10 protein-coding genes are annotated in these 14,876 nt (G+C 63.7%); 6 read left to right on the top strand and 4 right to left on the bottom strand.

Annotation, left to right across the window (positions count from 1 at the left end):
- Positions 1-91 precede the first annotated feature (91 nt).
- Together ACMFWR_RS13255 and ACMFWR_RS13250 are read left to right on the top strand one after the other, a co-directional pair.
- On the top strand, positions 92-1,729 hold the full coding sequence (locus ACMFWR_RS13255; protein ID WP_413192109.1) for a sensor histidine kinase: 1,638 nt from the start codon (positions 92-94) through the stop codon (positions 1,727-1,729).
- A gap of 133 nt (positions 1,730-1,862) precedes the next feature.
- Entirely contained in the window at positions 1,863-3,839 is a 1,977-nt protein-coding gene (locus ACMFWR_RS13250; RefSeq protein ID WP_413192108.1) for a response regulator, read from the top strand.
- A gap of 139 nt (positions 3,840-3,978) precedes the next feature.
- Here ACMFWR_RS13250 and ACMFWR_RS13245 read toward each other — a convergent pair whose 3' ends face one another.
- The 3 genes from ACMFWR_RS13245 to ACMFWR_RS13235 all read right to left on the bottom strand — a co-directional run bounded on the left by ACMFWR_RS13245 (position 3,979) and on the right by ACMFWR_RS13235 (position 7,818).
- Positions 3,979-4,839 (bottom strand): DUF1571 domain-containing protein, encoded by an 861-nt coding sequence (locus ACMFWR_RS13245; RefSeq protein WP_413192107.1) that lies wholly within the window; start codon positions 4,837-4,839, stop codon positions 3,979-3,981.
- A 116-nt stretch (positions 4,840-4,955) separates the two neighbouring features.
- Positions 4,956-5,996 (bottom strand): TetR/AcrR family transcriptional regulator, encoded by a 1,041-nt coding sequence (locus ACMFWR_RS13240; RefSeq protein WP_413192106.1) that lies wholly within the window; start codon positions 5,994-5,996, stop codon positions 4,956-4,958.
- Positions 5,997-6,591: 595 nt separating this feature from the next.
- Positions 6,592-7,818 carry an MFS transporter gene (locus ACMFWR_RS13235; protein ID WP_413192105.1) on the bottom strand — a complete coding sequence of 409 codons (1,227 nt, stop codon included), beginning with the start codon at positions 7,816-7,818 and terminating at the stop codon, positions 6,592-6,594.
- Positions 7,819-8,536: 718 nt separating this feature from the next.
- Here ACMFWR_RS13235 and ACMFWR_RS13230 point away from each other — a divergent pair.
- From ACMFWR_RS13230 to ACMFWR_RS13215, 4 genes are all read left to right on the top strand, one after another.
- Positions 8,537-10,234, top strand: a complete 1,698-nt coding sequence (locus ACMFWR_RS13230; RefSeq protein ID WP_413192104.1) for a methyl-accepting chemotaxis protein — start codon at positions 8,537-8,539, stop codon at positions 10,232-10,234.
- A 122-nt stretch (positions 10,235-10,356) separates the two neighbouring features.
- On the top strand, positions 10,357-11,319 hold the full coding sequence (locus ACMFWR_RS13225; RefSeq protein WP_413192103.1) for a CheR family methyltransferase: 963 nt from the start codon (positions 10,357-10,359) through the stop codon (positions 11,317-11,319).
- Complete coding sequence (locus ACMFWR_RS13220) at positions 11,306-11,902, top strand: chemotaxis protein CheD (protein WP_413192102.1); 597 nt, start codon at positions 11,306-11,308, stop codon at positions 11,900-11,902. Before ACMFWR_RS13225 ends, ACMFWR_RS13220 begins: the two co-directional genes overlap by 14 nt.
- A complete protein-coding gene (locus tag ACMFWR_RS13215; RefSeq protein WP_413192101.1) occupies positions 11,880-13,622 on the top strand; it encodes a chemotaxis protein CheW in 1,743 nt (580 codons plus the stop codon). The genes ACMFWR_RS13220 and ACMFWR_RS13215 overlap by 23 nt, the downstream gene beginning before the upstream one ends.
- Here the strand turns inward: ACMFWR_RS13215 and ACMFWR_RS13210 are convergent.
- Positions 13,609-14,841, bottom strand: coding sequence for an acyltransferase family protein (locus ACMFWR_RS13210; protein WP_413192100.1), 1,233 nt, complete (start codon positions 14,839-14,841; stop codon positions 13,609-13,611). The two genes, ACMFWR_RS13215 and ACMFWR_RS13210, sit on opposite strands and share 14 nt — an antisense overlap.
- Between the last annotated feature and the right edge of the window lie 35 nt (positions 14,842-14,876).

Raw genomic sequence — 14,876 nt, 5'->3', positions numbered from 1 at the left:
GCACGCGTTGTGCAATTGTGCGTGCGGGCGTGCAACATCGGGTATTCGACTGCCGTCACGTATTCGCCAAGCACCGGAAGACGCCGAACGCATGAGACTTTTCACCAAGGGCTTGCTGCTGATCGCCGTACCGAGCGCCTTCGAGATCGGGTTGCTGGGTCTTGTCTATATGACCCATCTCGATACCGAAACCGCCGGGAACTGGGCCGCGCATAGCAAGCTCGTTATCGGACAGACCAACGACGTGCTCGAGCCCATGCTTGCGCAGGCGATTCGCGTGCGCAGCGCAGCGTTGGCCAACGATCCCGCCGCCATCGACGATTCCGCGTTGTGGACCGAGCTCGACCGGCGCGTCGATCAACTGGCCGATATCGTCGCGGACAATCCCCCCCAGGTCGCCCGGGCGGCGCAGATCCGCAACACGATTCGCCAGTACCGGCAGTGGTCGTCCCATGCCCGCGAACTGATTGAGTCAGGTCAGCACGATGCGCTCGTCGCCCAGTTCAGCGAGCCGCAGGGCAGTGCGCTCGTCGACGCCTTTCGCAAGGAACTCGAGGCATTCAAGGCCGAGGAACTGCGGCTCGACGCGTCGCGCACGCAGGCTGTCCATATCGCGCGCGAGCGTCAGCGCGGCCTGTTGATTGGCGCCGTGCTGGGGTCGATCGCCGTCGCGGGCATCGCGCTGTATATGTTCATCCGGGGGTTTCGCAGCCGCCTGGCCGCACTCGGCGACAATGCCCGGCGCCTGGCCGACAACACGCCGCTGCCGCCGCCGCTGGCCGGCGACGACGAGGTCGCGCAGCTCGACGATATCCTGCATACGACCAGCCGCCGGCTCGCGGCGGCCGACCGTGCGCGCAATGCCGTCAAGCGCGACCTCGAGCACCGTGCGAAGCAACTCGCCCTCGCCAACGAGCATCTGCGTCAGCAGACGGCCGATAACGAGATGTTCATCTACAGCGTGTCGCACGACCTGCGCTCGCCGCTTGTGAATCTGCAGGGCTTTTCGCGTGAACTCGCGCAGGCTTGCAAGGATCTGCGCGAGACCATGCGCGATTTCAATCTGACCGATCGCGAGCGCGAGCGGTTTGCCCAGCTGCTCGACGAGGAGATCGCTGAATCGCTGCACTATCTGCAGACCTCGGTCATGCGCTCCGCAGACATCATCGACGCATTGCTGACGCTGTCGCGTGCGGGACGTGCGGAATACCGTCCCGAGAAAGTGGACCTCAATACGCTCGTGCAGCGCACGGCCGCGCGCTATCAGGCGAAACTCGATCTCGTCGAGGCGCGGCTCGTCGCCCACCCGCTGCCGTCGGTCGAAGCCGACCCTGACGCATTGGAGCAAGTTTTCACGGGCTTGATCGATCACGCGATCGACAGCCTCGAACCCGGGCGCGCACCGCGTATCGAAATTGGTGCACGAGAGCTCGAGGATCATCGTGAGCGTGCTGGACAGCAGCCCGCCCAACCCTTCGTCACGCTGTATGTCGCGGACAATGGCCGCGGCATTCCTGCCGCACAGTTGCCCAAGGTGTTCGCTGCCTTCTATCGTCCGCAAGGCGGCGACGGCGTGGCGCTTGCGCTCGTGCGCCGTATCGTCGAGCGGCACGGCGGACGGCTCTGGGTCGAGTCGGTCGAGGGCGGCGGTTCCACGTTCTATCTGACGTTGCCTGCCGTGCCGGCGACACCCGCCGCACCGCCTGCAACGGCGGAGGCCGCTGCATGATCGACGGCGGGCGGACCCTTGTCATGAGACCCATCGAATCCGGGGCAGGCCTGAGCGCCTGTCTCGCGCAAGCTCACAGCGCGTATTCCGACGCATGGCGTCGTACACGCCGCTACGCAGATTTTTTTCCAATATGAGTGACGTTCAACCCTCCTTGCGCGAAGCCGTGCACGTGCTGCTCGTCGATGACGACGAGGGCCTGTTGCGGCTCGCGAGCCGTGCGCTGCAACGCTGCGGCCATTATGTAACGACCGCGGCAACGATTGCGCGTGCGCACGAGGCCATCCGCGAGTCGGCACCCGACGTGATCGTCGTCGACTATCAGCTCGACGGTGTCGAAACGGGTCTCGAGTTTCTGCGCGCGTTGCGCGCCCATGGATTCAGCTTCCCGGCGGTGCTGGCCACCGGCTTTGCTGACGAGAAACGGGTCATTGAAGCGCTGCGCGCGGGTGTCGGCGATGTGGTGCCGAAAACCGCCGACTATTTCGACTTCCTGCCCGAAGCCATCGACCGCGTGCTGGCGCAGGCGCGCCTGCAGCGCGAGCTCGTCGAGGCCGAACGCATGCGCGAGCGCGAGAAACACTATCGGCTCCTCGCTGAAGCGATCCCGCAACTGGTCTGGACCACCGAGCCCGACGGGCGGGTCGACTACATCTCGAAGCAGTTCGTCGACTACACGGGCCGCTCGCACGACGATGCGCTCGGCGACGGCTGGGGCCAATGGCTGCTGCATCCCGACGACTTCACAGGCACGATGGCCGCGTGGAACGAAGCGGTCGAGTCGCGCGACGAATATGATCATCAGCATCGCTTGCGCGGCGCCGATGGCGAGTACCGCTGGTTCCACTCGCGTGCACGGGCCTTGCGCGATCAGTCCGGGCGGATCAGCAAATGGTTCGGCACGAGCACCGACATCGATGCGCAGCGCCGTCTCGCTGAAGAACGCGAGCGCTTGCTCGACGCCGAACGCGCGGCACGCTCGGAGGCGGAGCGGGCGGCACGCGTCAAGGACGAATTCGTCGCGACGCTGTCGCACGAACTGCGCACGCCGCTCAATGCGATCGTCGGCTGGGCGCAGTTCCTGTTGCGCGACGCGACGGACCCTGCTCGCGTGCACAAGGGCTTGCAGGTGATCGACCGCAACGCGCGGCTGCAGGCACAGATGGTCGACGACCTGCTCGACCTGAGCCGCATCATTTCCGGCAAGCTCCGCCTCGATGTGCAGCAAGTCGATCTGCGCCAGGTCATCGACGACGTGATCAGTTCGCTGCAGCCCGCGGCCGATGCCAAGGAGATTGCGGTCTCGACCGAGCTCGCCGAGACCGGTTCGATTCAGGGTGATCCGTCGCGGCTCCAGCAGGTCATGTGGAATCTGCTTTCGAATGCGATCAAGTTCACGGACCGGCGCGGCAACGTCGCCGTGCGGCTCGTCGAGCATGATGGTTCGGTCGTGATTTCGGTCGCCGATACGGGACAAGGCATCTCGCCCGAATTCATGCCGCACGTGTTCGAGCGCTTCCGTCAGGCCGATGCGAGCACCACGCGCCAGTACGGCGGTCTCGGGCTCGGACTGTCGATTGCCAAGCAGCTCACCGAACTTCACGGCGGGCGCATCGGCGTCGAGAGCGGCGGGCAGGGGCTGGGTGCGACGTTCAGTGTCGAGTTGCCGGTGGTCCGCACACCACGCGCTGCTGTCCAGGGCGAGGGCTATGTGCCCGAAGATCCCGAGCGGCTCGCGGGGCTTCGCGTGCTGGTTGTCGAAGATGAGGACGATGCGCGCGACCTCACGCGTCATATTCTCGAATCACTCGGTGCACGCGTCACCGCCGTGGCGAGCACGCCGGCCGCGCTCGCGGCCTTCGACCTCGAACGACCCGATGTGGTCGTCAGCGATCTGGGCATGCCCGGGCAGGACGGCTATGAACTGATTCGCCAGCTGCGTATTCGCGACGCGAGCGTCGGGCGGCTGACGCCGGCCGCGGCGCTCACCGCGCAGGCGCGCAGCGAAGACCGCAAGCGCGCATTGATGGCGGGCTTTCAGTCGCATCTTGCCAAGCCGGTCGATCCGCTCGAGCTCTCGAGCGTCGTCGCGGAACTGGCGGGACGTTGAACTGCGTGCGGTCGCAGGCGTTGCAGGCCACGGTGGTGATGTGTCCTTGCGCGCCTGCGTCACTCACTACGCGGCCAGGAGCGCGCGGTACCGAATCCATCGGGTCGCCCGCGCCAGCACGGGCGTCGTCATCCCGGCGTCAAAACTTGTAGTCCGGATTCTTCGGGTCGAACGTCGAGTCATCGAACTGGCGCTCCACGACCTGGTTGTAGAAGATCTTTTCGAAGAGCTGGCCGTCGTTGTCGTACGATTCGACGCAGCGGAACCACGGGTGCTTGAGATCGATGCCCAGCCGCTCGCGTTTGGCGTAGTACGTCGGCCGCCCTTCGGGCGTTTCCCATATGAACACGACGAGCCGCATGCCGTGGTCGTGCGTCACCTCCACCTGCGACGGATAGGTGATGCCCGCGGCACGGAACTTCTCGACCTCCGAGGCATAGCGATGGGCGACGTACTGGAGCCCGATATCGCGCACCGAGTGATTCGACTGCGCGCGGGCGAACGTGCCGTTCAGCGATGTCCAGATCGATACCGCGCTGAGCAGCCCGCCGAGGTGGCCATACATCTGGTCAGGCTTGCGCGTTTCGTCATAGAGCACTTCCTGGCCTTTGTGCGGGCCGCCGGGCAGCCACTTCGCGTAGATCTGCATCGGCGACTGCCGGTAGCGTACGTCGATATGCTCGGGATCATTGGGCCAGCGGCGGTTCACGCGCTCCTGGCGGTCCATTTCGAATTCGTATTCGCCGAGCTGGTCGACGCCATGTTCGACGTAGCTTGCGAGACCCTCGGATGAGACGCCTTTGAACAAGGCGACGAGCTGGTCGTCGTCGAGCTTGTCGAGCGTGCCGTCATGGGCCGCCCCGGTCAGCCACTGCGCTTGCGCATCGGCGCCGAGTTTCGACAAGTCGGGAAGGGTGTCGCTCGCCGCCGCGGCACCCGGCAGGAACCCTGCGAGCATGCCCACACAACAGATTCGTCCCAGCCACTTCCGACCATCCATGCCGCCTCCATCCGTTCGAGTGATGTCGGGCTGCGCGAGCCCATCGAATCGGGAAGCCACATGGCCCGGCGCACGTGCGACACAGCATATGCCGCACGGCCCGGATTGTGTTCGCGTCAGAACACGCGGTAGCGGAAGCTGCCGGCCGTGGTGCTGCCGGGCCAGCTGATCGGCGTGCGCGACCCGCCGGTGCTCGCGTGAATCTTCTGCGACGGATCGCCGACCACCGAGCTGCCCGAGCGTTCGCCCGAACCATTGCCCGACTGGCGCGACGTGCCGCCCGATCCGCGAGACTTGCTGTCTTCTGTCTCGCTCGTCGGGTTGACATTACCCGTTCCCGACGAGTTCAACGTTTGAGGATCGCGCTCTATTTCATTGGATTTCTGCCTGGCAGCGCGTTCGGCCTCTTCTTCGGCCGCTGCCTGGGCTTCAACCGCATCCGCGTCACCGAGCACGGCCGCGAAGGTCGCGAACGATGCTTCGTCGGGCACCGGCGCCTTGAGTGCGGCGACCATCAGCGAGGCGAGCCGGGCGATCAGCTGGAGATCGCTCAAGGGTTCGCCATGCGCGAACTGCGCGATCAGCTTGTCGGTATCGCTGCCGGCGAGCACACCCGAGAGCGCGCCGATCGAGAAATTGAGGCGCCAGCCGAGTTCCTCGCGCGGCAGATGCGGCAGCGCATGACCGAACGCGGCGAAGATACGGTCGGACACCGACGCGTAGTGCTGCGCGAGAAACTCGCGCACGAACGACGACGGATCGGTGTACGCGCGGCCCAGCAGCCGCAGGAATGCGCGCCCGCCGTGTTGCGGATCGCGCGACAGACGCAGGGCCGGAATGAACAGTGCGCCGAGCACGTGTTCGCAGGTGAGGCCGGCGCCGTCTCCGGCGTCGGCAAAGCGCTTCTCGAAGCGGTCGAGCAGCTTGAGCCGTTCCTGATTGAGCCGGTCGAGCCGTCGCGCCAGCATCGAGTGGATCAGCGCTTCCTTACTGCCGAAGTGATAGTTGACCGCGGCCAGATTGACCTCGGCGTGAGCTGTGATCTGCCTGAGCGACATGGCTTCGAAGCCATGTTCGATAAAGAGATCTTCAGCCGCGTCGAGGATACGGCCTTTCGTGTCGCCGCTCGGGCGGGCGCCTGATGCGCGTAGGGTCATCTTCATCTCCTTGTCGTCATTGACCGAATGTCCGGTGAGTCGAAGGGACTACTGCAAAAGCTGAGCCAGCGATCGAGACAGCGTTTGAACTCGGTGTTTTCCCTGTAAAACACGCCTGAAACAGCGGCTTTTACCGCGCGCTGCTTTCATTTCTTTCGGGATGTCGCAAAAAACGCCGTGTTGTCGCGTGGTTCTGTTACGTAACGCGGGGCGGATGTGACGAAACATCTGATTCAAGCGCTGCGTACCGGGACGGGTGTCTAGGCTTCGCAGGTCGCGCCGGGTTATCGGTTGTCTTCAGCGGTGTCCGATAACCCGCTATACGTACGACACGCGAAAACGGATGCGTTCCCGAAATCAGGCGTTTGTATGAATGCAGCACGGAGCGGGCCGTCTCTTGTGAGGAGTGACGGGGAGTGGCAGCGAGTGACAGCGAGTGACGAGGCGCTGCGGTGAGTCGGAACGGGGTCGGAAGAGAGTCGGGGAGGCGTTGCGCAGGAGCGCGTGGCGTCGCGGGGCCTGTGCGCCCCGGTGAGACCGGAGGCGCACAGCAGGTCGAGAGGCGCGCACGCGCGCCCCTCTCGATGCCGGTGTCCTACGTCGTCGCGCCGCCGGGTACGACTTTGGCCGTCTGTGTCATGTCGATGCCACGCCGTTCCGGACCGAACAGGATGATGGCGGCAATGATGACCGCGACCGTGCCGGCAATCGTCGCGAGCGCGATGGAATAGTTGCCGTCGTGCGCGAGCGCGATCTTGGCCTGCCATACGGCATTGACCGACGCGAGCAGGTTGCCGAGCTGGTAGACCAGGCCCGGGAACGTCGCGCGGATTTCATCCGGCGAGATCTCGTTGAGGTACACCGGAATCACGCCCCATGCGCCCTGTACCGAAATCTGCATCAGGAACGCGCCGAGTGCGAGCATGCCGACCGTCGTCGAGAATGCCCACACGTAGATAAACGGCAGCGCGAGCAGGGCGGCGATAAAGATCGCGCGACGGCGTCCGATCTTCTCCGAGAAGCGGCCGAACGTCAGCCCGCCGACGATGGCGCCGATGTTCAGCACGACGGTAATGAACGACACCGTATGCGGATCGAAGTGATGCTGTTCGCGCAGGAAGGTCGGATACAGATCCTGCGAGCCGTGGCTGAAGAAGTTGAAGCACGTCATCAGGATGATCGCGAACACCGACAGCTTCCAGTTGTGCTGGATCGTCTTGAGCAAGCCGACGCGCTCACGCTTTTCCATCACCTGGAACGCGGGCGACTCGGGCACGTGCGAGCGCACATACAGTACGAGCAGCGCCGGGATCACGCCGACGAAGAACATGCCGCGCCAGCCGATATGCTGATACAGGCCGCCGAAGACGAGCGAGGCAAGCAGATAACCGCTCGGATAGCCCGCTTGAAGAATGCCCGATACGAGGCCACGCGACTTCGGCGGAATGCTTTCCATCGTCAGCGCCGAGCCCACGCCCCATTCGCCGCCCATGGCGATACCGAACAGGCCGCGCAAGATCAGCAGCATCGTGAGGCTCGTCGAGAAGCCGGACAGCAGCTCGAGCACCGAGTACGCAATGATATTGACCATCAGCGTCGGACGGCGGCCGAATTTATCGGCGAGTCGCCCGAAGATCAACGCGCCCAGCGGTCGCATGAACAAGGTCAGGGAAATCGCGAATGCCACGTCAGGAATCTTGACGCTGAACTCATTGGCGATGTCCTTGAGGATGAACACCATCAGAAAGAAATCGAATGCGTCGAGTGTCCAGCCCAAATAGGCTGCCACCGTCACGTGTACCTGCTCTCGCGTCCAGCTCATCTGTGTTCTCCTCGCTTATTGATGTTTGCCACGATGATGTGCGCCACGACGCGGGCTGGCTTTCGATTTCCTTGCCGGACGTCGACCCCATTTGGTTCGGAGTGTAGCGCAGCCTCCGCCGCGCGCGCCCGCCAGGCCCGTGTTGTCAGGGTTTGTCCCGACTTTTAAGAACATTCTTAACTGATTGATCGCACGCGTGTTTTGGTATGCGATCTCCATCTGGCATGCCAGTTAAAGTGAATTCCATTCATTTGGCTTGAAACCCCGATTTCATATGCATTGCAAGCAAAAGAAGAAACATTTACCTGAAATATTATTCTCCGTTCGATTATCGAACCGCAAACGTTTTACCGTGAATTCGAATAAAAACGACTGACGTTTTGTCATTGGGTGTGAAATTTTTTATGCAGGTTAACCCGTTTTTACCTAAAGGTCGGATGAATGCATCCGTTAATCCCGCTATCACCAGTCGTTATGTGTCGTGAGCGTTGTGCGCAGGTCCGGTAGTCAGGGAGGACAAGCGAAGCAGGGCCGCCGAAATCAATGATTAATACGGTCAATAAAAAATTACTTGCTTCGAAATAAAAATGCGTATTCAGGCGCTTTCAACCGGACAGGGCATGACGAGCCCTGTCCGGGAATTTATTCGCGGAATGCGGTTCAACGGCCGGAGTCAACGACGCATTTCGCGGCACGGAAATTCAATACGGGAGTGTTTATGGACACAGCGGACCTGAACAAACAGCTTGATGCACAGCAACTGAAAGCGGTGTACACCGCGTTGCACCGCGTGCAGGCAGTCATCGAATTCAATCTCGACGGCATCATCGTCGACGCCAACGCCAACTTTCTGGCGACCGTCGGCTACACGCGCGAAGAGATCGTCGGCAAGCATCACCGGATCTTCTGCGACCCCGAGTACGCGGCGAGCGCAGCGTATCCGGCGTTCTGGGCCAAGCTGCGCCGCGGCGAATTCGATGCGGGCGAGTATCGCCGCCTTGGCAAGGATGGGCGCGAGATCTGGATTCAGGCATCGTACAACCCGGTGTTCGACGAAAGCGGTCAGCCGACGCGCGTGATCAAGTTCGCGACCGACGTGACCGAAGTCAAACGCCGTCAGGCGGAATTCGCCGGCAAGATCGATGCGATCGACAAGTCGCAGGCCGTCATCGAGTTCAACCTCGACGGCACGATCCGTCACGCCAACGCGAATTTCCTCGACGTCGTCGGCTATTCGCTCGACGAGATCGTCGGCGAGCACCATCGAATTTTTTGCACGCCCGAGTATGCACAGAGCACGGAGTACCGTCGCTTCTGGCAGAAGCTCAATCGCGGCGAGTTCGACTCGAACCGTTATATGCGCGTGGGCAAGGGCGGCAAAGTGGTCTGGATTCAGGCCACGTACAACCCGATTCTCGATGCGAGCGGCCGGCCCAGCAAGGTCGTCAAATTCGCAAGCGATGTGACCGCCGAGGTCGAACTCGAAGCGAGCATCAAGCGCAAGGCCGAGAGCGATAGCGCAAAGGTCGCCCTGTTGCTCGACTCCGTGCAGCGCGCGGCACGCGGCGACCTCAGCGCCGAGATCGCCGTGAGCGGCAACGAGCCCGTGGACATGCTTGCCGAAGGCATCCGCGCAATGATCGGCGATCTGCGTGGCGTGATCGCGAAGGTGGTCGGCGCGGCAAACGCGTTCAGCGGCTCGTCGAGCCAGATCGCCGACATGTCCAGCACCGTGGCCGCCGGCGCGCAGAGCCTCGGCGCGACGGTCGAGCAGATGAATGCGTCGATCGAGGAACTCACGGCATCGATCAACTCGATCGCGGAAAACGGCCGCGGCGCCGACGGCGTCGCGAAGGCGACGCAACACGAAGCGGTGCTCGGCGCCAAGGCGGTGGCCAAGTCGATCGAGGCGATGGAGCTCATCAACAAGTCGTCCGAGGACATCAGCGAGATCATCAAGGTCATCGGCGAGATCGCGAGCCAGACGAACCTGCTTGCGTTCAACGCGGCCATTGAAGCCGCGCGCGCCGGCGAGCACGGTCTCGGTTTCTCTGTGGTGGCCGACGAGGTGCGCAAGCTCGCCGAGCGCTCATCGCAGGCGACCAAGGAAATCTCGAAGCTCATCAACGAGTCGGTCAAGCGCGTCGCGGCGGGCAGCGATATTTCGCGCCAGGCAGCCGATGCGTTCGAGAAGATCGTGCAGGGCGTCGAACGCACCACGCAGGCGATTTCGGAAATTGCCTGCGCCGCCGACGAGCAGCTGATTGCCGCGCGCGAAGTCAGCGCCGCCATTCAGCACGTCGCCGAAGAGACCGAGAAGTCCGCCACCTCGTGCGACAGCATTGCGCGCGAAACGGGGCAGCTCAGCGTCGGTGCAGGCGACCTCAATTCGATGGTCGGGCGCTTCGTGGTTTGACGGTGCATCGATGGCCGGCGATGGCCCGATGGGCCGGTCGCCGGTCTTCAACAGTTTGCAACACAGGCAGAAGCTTGGCGTGAGCCCCGCATAGACGGTGCGCACGCGGGCCAGGGAGGCCCATGGAATTCGAAACAACACGCGCCGTCTTCAATGCCGGTGCAGGCGGTGCCGGTGGTGCCGCGGGTGCCGACCAGAGCGCAGCATCGACCGGCGGGCTCAACCCCGATCGCTCGCCTGCGCGCGCGCAGGGCATCGACGGCGAACTGACGCCCGTCGAGCTGCGCAAGCTGCTCGCGATGGTGCGCGACCACACCGGCATCACGATGTCCGAACGCAAGCGCACGCTGTTGCAAGGCCGGCTGCGTCCGCGCATGCGCACGCTGTCGATCAGTGGCTACGGTGACTACCTGCGCTTCGTCGAATCGCATCCGCCCGAACTGCCGCACTTTATCGATCTGGTGACGACCAACGAAACTTCGTTTTTCCGCACGCCGCGCGTGTGGTCGTACTTTGCCGATACCTTCCTGCCGCAGTGGCAGGCCGCGCATCCACGCGAGACGCTCAACGTGTGGTCCGCCGCGTCGTCGTCGGGCGAGGAGGCATGGTCGATCGCCATGCATGCCGACGCCATGCGGCTCTCGGCGCCGCACTTCGACTATCGGATCTTCGGCACCGACATCAGCGGCGCCGTGGTGTCCAAGGCGCGTACCGGTCGCTATCAGGGCCGCTCGATCGATCAGCTTCTGGCCGCCAGGCCCGACCTCGTCGCGCGGTATTTCAGCGCCGATGGTGACAGCTGGCGCGTGGTCGGCGATTTGCGCGCGCGCGTTCAGTTCGAACCGTTCAATCTGCTCGAGATGCCGCCACGCGACCGGCACTTCGATATCGTGTTCCTGCGCAACGTGCTGATCTATTTCGATGCACCGACGCAGCAGCGCATCGTCGCGAACGTCGTATCAGCGATGCGTCCTGGTGCTTTGCTCGTGCTCGGCGAGTCCGAGTCGCTTCAGCGTTACGACACGGGCCTGCACTTCGAGCAACCGCTGTTCTACCGAAAGGTCAGCAGCGATGAACGCACCTGATCCGTCACCGTCATCCGGCCTGCGTGCCGACGCGCCTGCGTCCGATCAGATCGTGCGCATCGGCGAAGCGCGACACGCGTCGCAAGGTCTGTTGCGCGCGACACTCGGCTCCTGCGTGGGGATCGGGTTGATCTGGCGCGCACGCGGACGTTGTGTGCTCGCGCACTGCCTGTTGCCGAGTGCGCCGTTGCCCGGCGGCGCGCCGCTGTTCGAGATCGATCGCGATCCGCGCGCCTGTGCGCGTTATGTCGATCGTGCGCTGCCCGTGCTGCTTCGCCTGCTCGAGGCCGACCGTCATGCGCACCGCGAACTCGAAGCCGTGCTCGTGGGCGGCGCAAGCCTCGCCAAGCTCGGCCGCGGCGCGGCCGGGCAGATCGGCCGTCACAACATCGAAGCCGCACGCGCGGTGCTGGCGCAAGCCGGGTTGCGCGTCGTGCTCGAGCAGGTTGGCGGTGCGAAAGGCTGGCAAGTCGCCATCAATGCGAGCCAATTCACTTGCAGCGCGCGCGAAATCGCCGCGCCTGCCGAACGACAGAACGCCACTCCACACGAGGTGATGCATGGACATGCTCGAACTCGCTGACCAGCTGGATTCGCTCCCTGCTTTGGGTCGCCAGGACGGCCGCCACGAAGAAGGCGGGCCAGAGGACATGCTTGCCGTGCGCGAGATGCGTGCCGCGCAGGCTGCGCACGCATCGACAGCGATGGCTTCGGCCCCGGCGATTGCGCCGATTTCGCCGATCGCATCGGCAGCGGCGGCTTTGTCACGTACCGTCGAGGCGACCCTGTACGGTTCGTTCTTTCTCGAGGGCACAGAGCTCGCGCTGCCCGTCGACGTCATTCAGGAAGTCGTCGTGTTTCCCGCACGCGTGACGTCGATTCCGCTCGCGCCCGCATTCCTGGCGGGCGTATTCAATCTGCGCGGCGCGATCATTCCGATCATCGACCTGCGTTCGATTCTCGGCATGCCGGAGACCGTCGCGCGCGAGACGCAGAAGATCGCGATCGTCGACTTTGCGGGCACGCGCGTGGGCCTGGTTTTCGACGCCACGGGCGAAATGCTCCGCGTGCAAGCGTCGGATCGTCACCCGTTTCACTACGCCGACGACAACCCCTCGCATGTCGCGCATCGCGCGGCGCGTCATGTCGTCAAGGGTGCGCTCAAGCTCAATGGCGGCGAACGCATCGTCCAGATTCTGGACCCGGCCGAACTCATGCAGATCGAGCAGGTTCCGCAGATTCTCGACAAGCAGCGCGCAGGCGGATCGACGCGACGGCTCGCGATGACGCAGCGGCGGCAGTGCGTGTCGTTCCGTCTGGGCGAAGCGGCCCTCGCGTTCGAGATCGCCGCGATTCACGAGATCATCCGTGTTCCCGCGATCCAGGAATCGGTGCTCAAGAGCGAGATCTGTGTCGGCATGTTCAACCTGCGTGGCGACGTGATGCCGCTGGTCGACTTCGGCGCGCTGCTAGGCATGACACGCCGTGTAGAGGCGCGCGAAGCGACGGGCATGGACGACGAGCGCCGCATTGTCGTCATGCGCATCGGTGAAGAAAGCGTCGGGCTGCTCGTCGACTGCGTCGATTCGATCGTCGGCTTCACGTCGGAGCAGCTGCTGCCGATCCCGAGCGTCGGCGCGCGTCGCAGCGGTACGTTCGCGGGCTGCATCAGCCGCGAAGGCCATGACGATATCGTGTTGCTCGCGCATGCCTCGCTGCTGACGCACAGCGAGCTCAACGCGCTCACGCAGGGGCATAGCCGTCTGTATGCGCATGCGGACGGACACTCTGCGAAGCAACACCAGCGCGGCGAGCGCAGCGTGTACATCACGTTCAAGCTCGACAGCATGATGGCCATGCCGATCACCGGCTTGCGCGAGATCATCCGGTACACCGATGAATTCATGCGTCCCCCCGGGCTTCCCGACGCGGTGCGCGGCATTCTGAACTTGCGCCGCAGGCTCGTCACGATCGTCGACTTGCGCGCGCTCTATGCGCTTGCGCCGCGTGAGATGAGCGCGTCAGCCGACGCGAGCGCGAAGATCCTGATCGTCGAGCGGGGCGAAGACGCTTATGGCCTGATTGTCGACTCCGTCGAAAACATCGCGAACGTCTATGCGAGCGACAAGATGGCGGTGCCGTCGATCATGATGGATGCGTCGGCCAAGCGCTTGCGCGCCGACCTGACCGAGATCGTCGAGGTGCCGAAAGCGGCGGGGCAGGCGGGCGGCCCGACTCAGGTGATGATGATTTTCGACGTCGCGAAACTGACCGACCGGATCGCGCAGGTTATTGACGCGTAAGCGCGGGCGTATCCGCAGGTGCCGCGACCGATGCCATGGCGGGTGTCGCTGCCGGTGTCAGAACAGGTGTCAGTACCGACGCTGCGGCACCAGCAGCGCCGACGTGCTCGACCTTCTCGACGGTATCCGGCTCCGTCACACGGGTCGCACGCCCGCGGCGTGCGACCAGCTTGCGACAGGCCGCGAGCGCCGGCTTCTCGACGCAATGCCACGAGAAATACGCGCATGCGAAGACGACCGGCAGCACGGTCAGAAACGCAAGCCAGTGGTTGAGCGTGGGCGCCATGCTGGCGAGACACTGCTGAATCACGAACCCATAGACGTAGATGCCGTACGAGTAGTCGTTGCGCGGCGCGAACCGATGGAGCAGGGGCGTGGTTCCGACCCACAGCACGCCGTATGTGAAGGCGATGTAAAACAGCACGGGTCCGGCAAACGTATCGCGCAGCCCGAGATAGGCGACGAGGAACGCGAACGCCAGCGCACCATGGAGCGCGACGTGATCGCGCCATGCATACAGCAGCATGCCGAGCAAAAAGAACGGTACCGGCCAGAACGCATAGCCTGCCTGCAGCACGGTGATATCGGCGAACAGGATAAAAGTGGGCGGGTGCCTCAGCAGATACGCAAAGCCGATCGACGTCGCGATGACCGCGATCGTCATGCCGCGCCGCGTGCTGACCCATCCGAGCAGACCCGCAACCAGCACGACGAGGTAGCACTTGAGCTCGAGCGGCAACGTCCAGATGGCTGCGTTGATCGCGCCCGCGAACGGGTTGTGTTCGAACACACCCGGCAGCAGCCAGCCCAGTCCCTTGACGACGGTCAGCATATGGACCACGAAGAACCATGTCGTCGGGGAATTGAAATACGCGGAGATCGGCCACGTCGTGAACAACGGCCCCACGACGAAGGCGGCCAGCAGCGAACACACGGCAAGCGCCGGCCAGATCCGCGCAAGACGCAGGGCAAGAAACCGCGGCGCCGAGCGCTGACGGTCGTAGCTCGCACTGATGAGCATGCCGCTGAGCAGGAAGAACGCGAACACACCGAGGCTGCCGCTCGATTCGCGACCGAAGAACATCGACACGGGGTCATGCTGACCGGCCGGCCACTGCAGCACGTATGAATGACCGAACACGACTGCGAGCGCTGCCACGAGCCGGACCAGGTCGAAGTTGTTCCTGCCGCGCGAGAGCGCATCGGAGAGTGCAATCATGATGACATCGTCGGGACTTGCCGGACCGCGAGGTC

The organism is Pararobbsia alpina (assembly GCF_965118125.1).
GTDB classification, from domain to species: Bacteria; Pseudomonadota; Gammaproteobacteria; order Burkholderiales; family Burkholderiaceae; genus Pararobbsia; species Pararobbsia alpina_A.
This window is presented reverse-complemented; position numbering and strand designations above follow the sequence as displayed.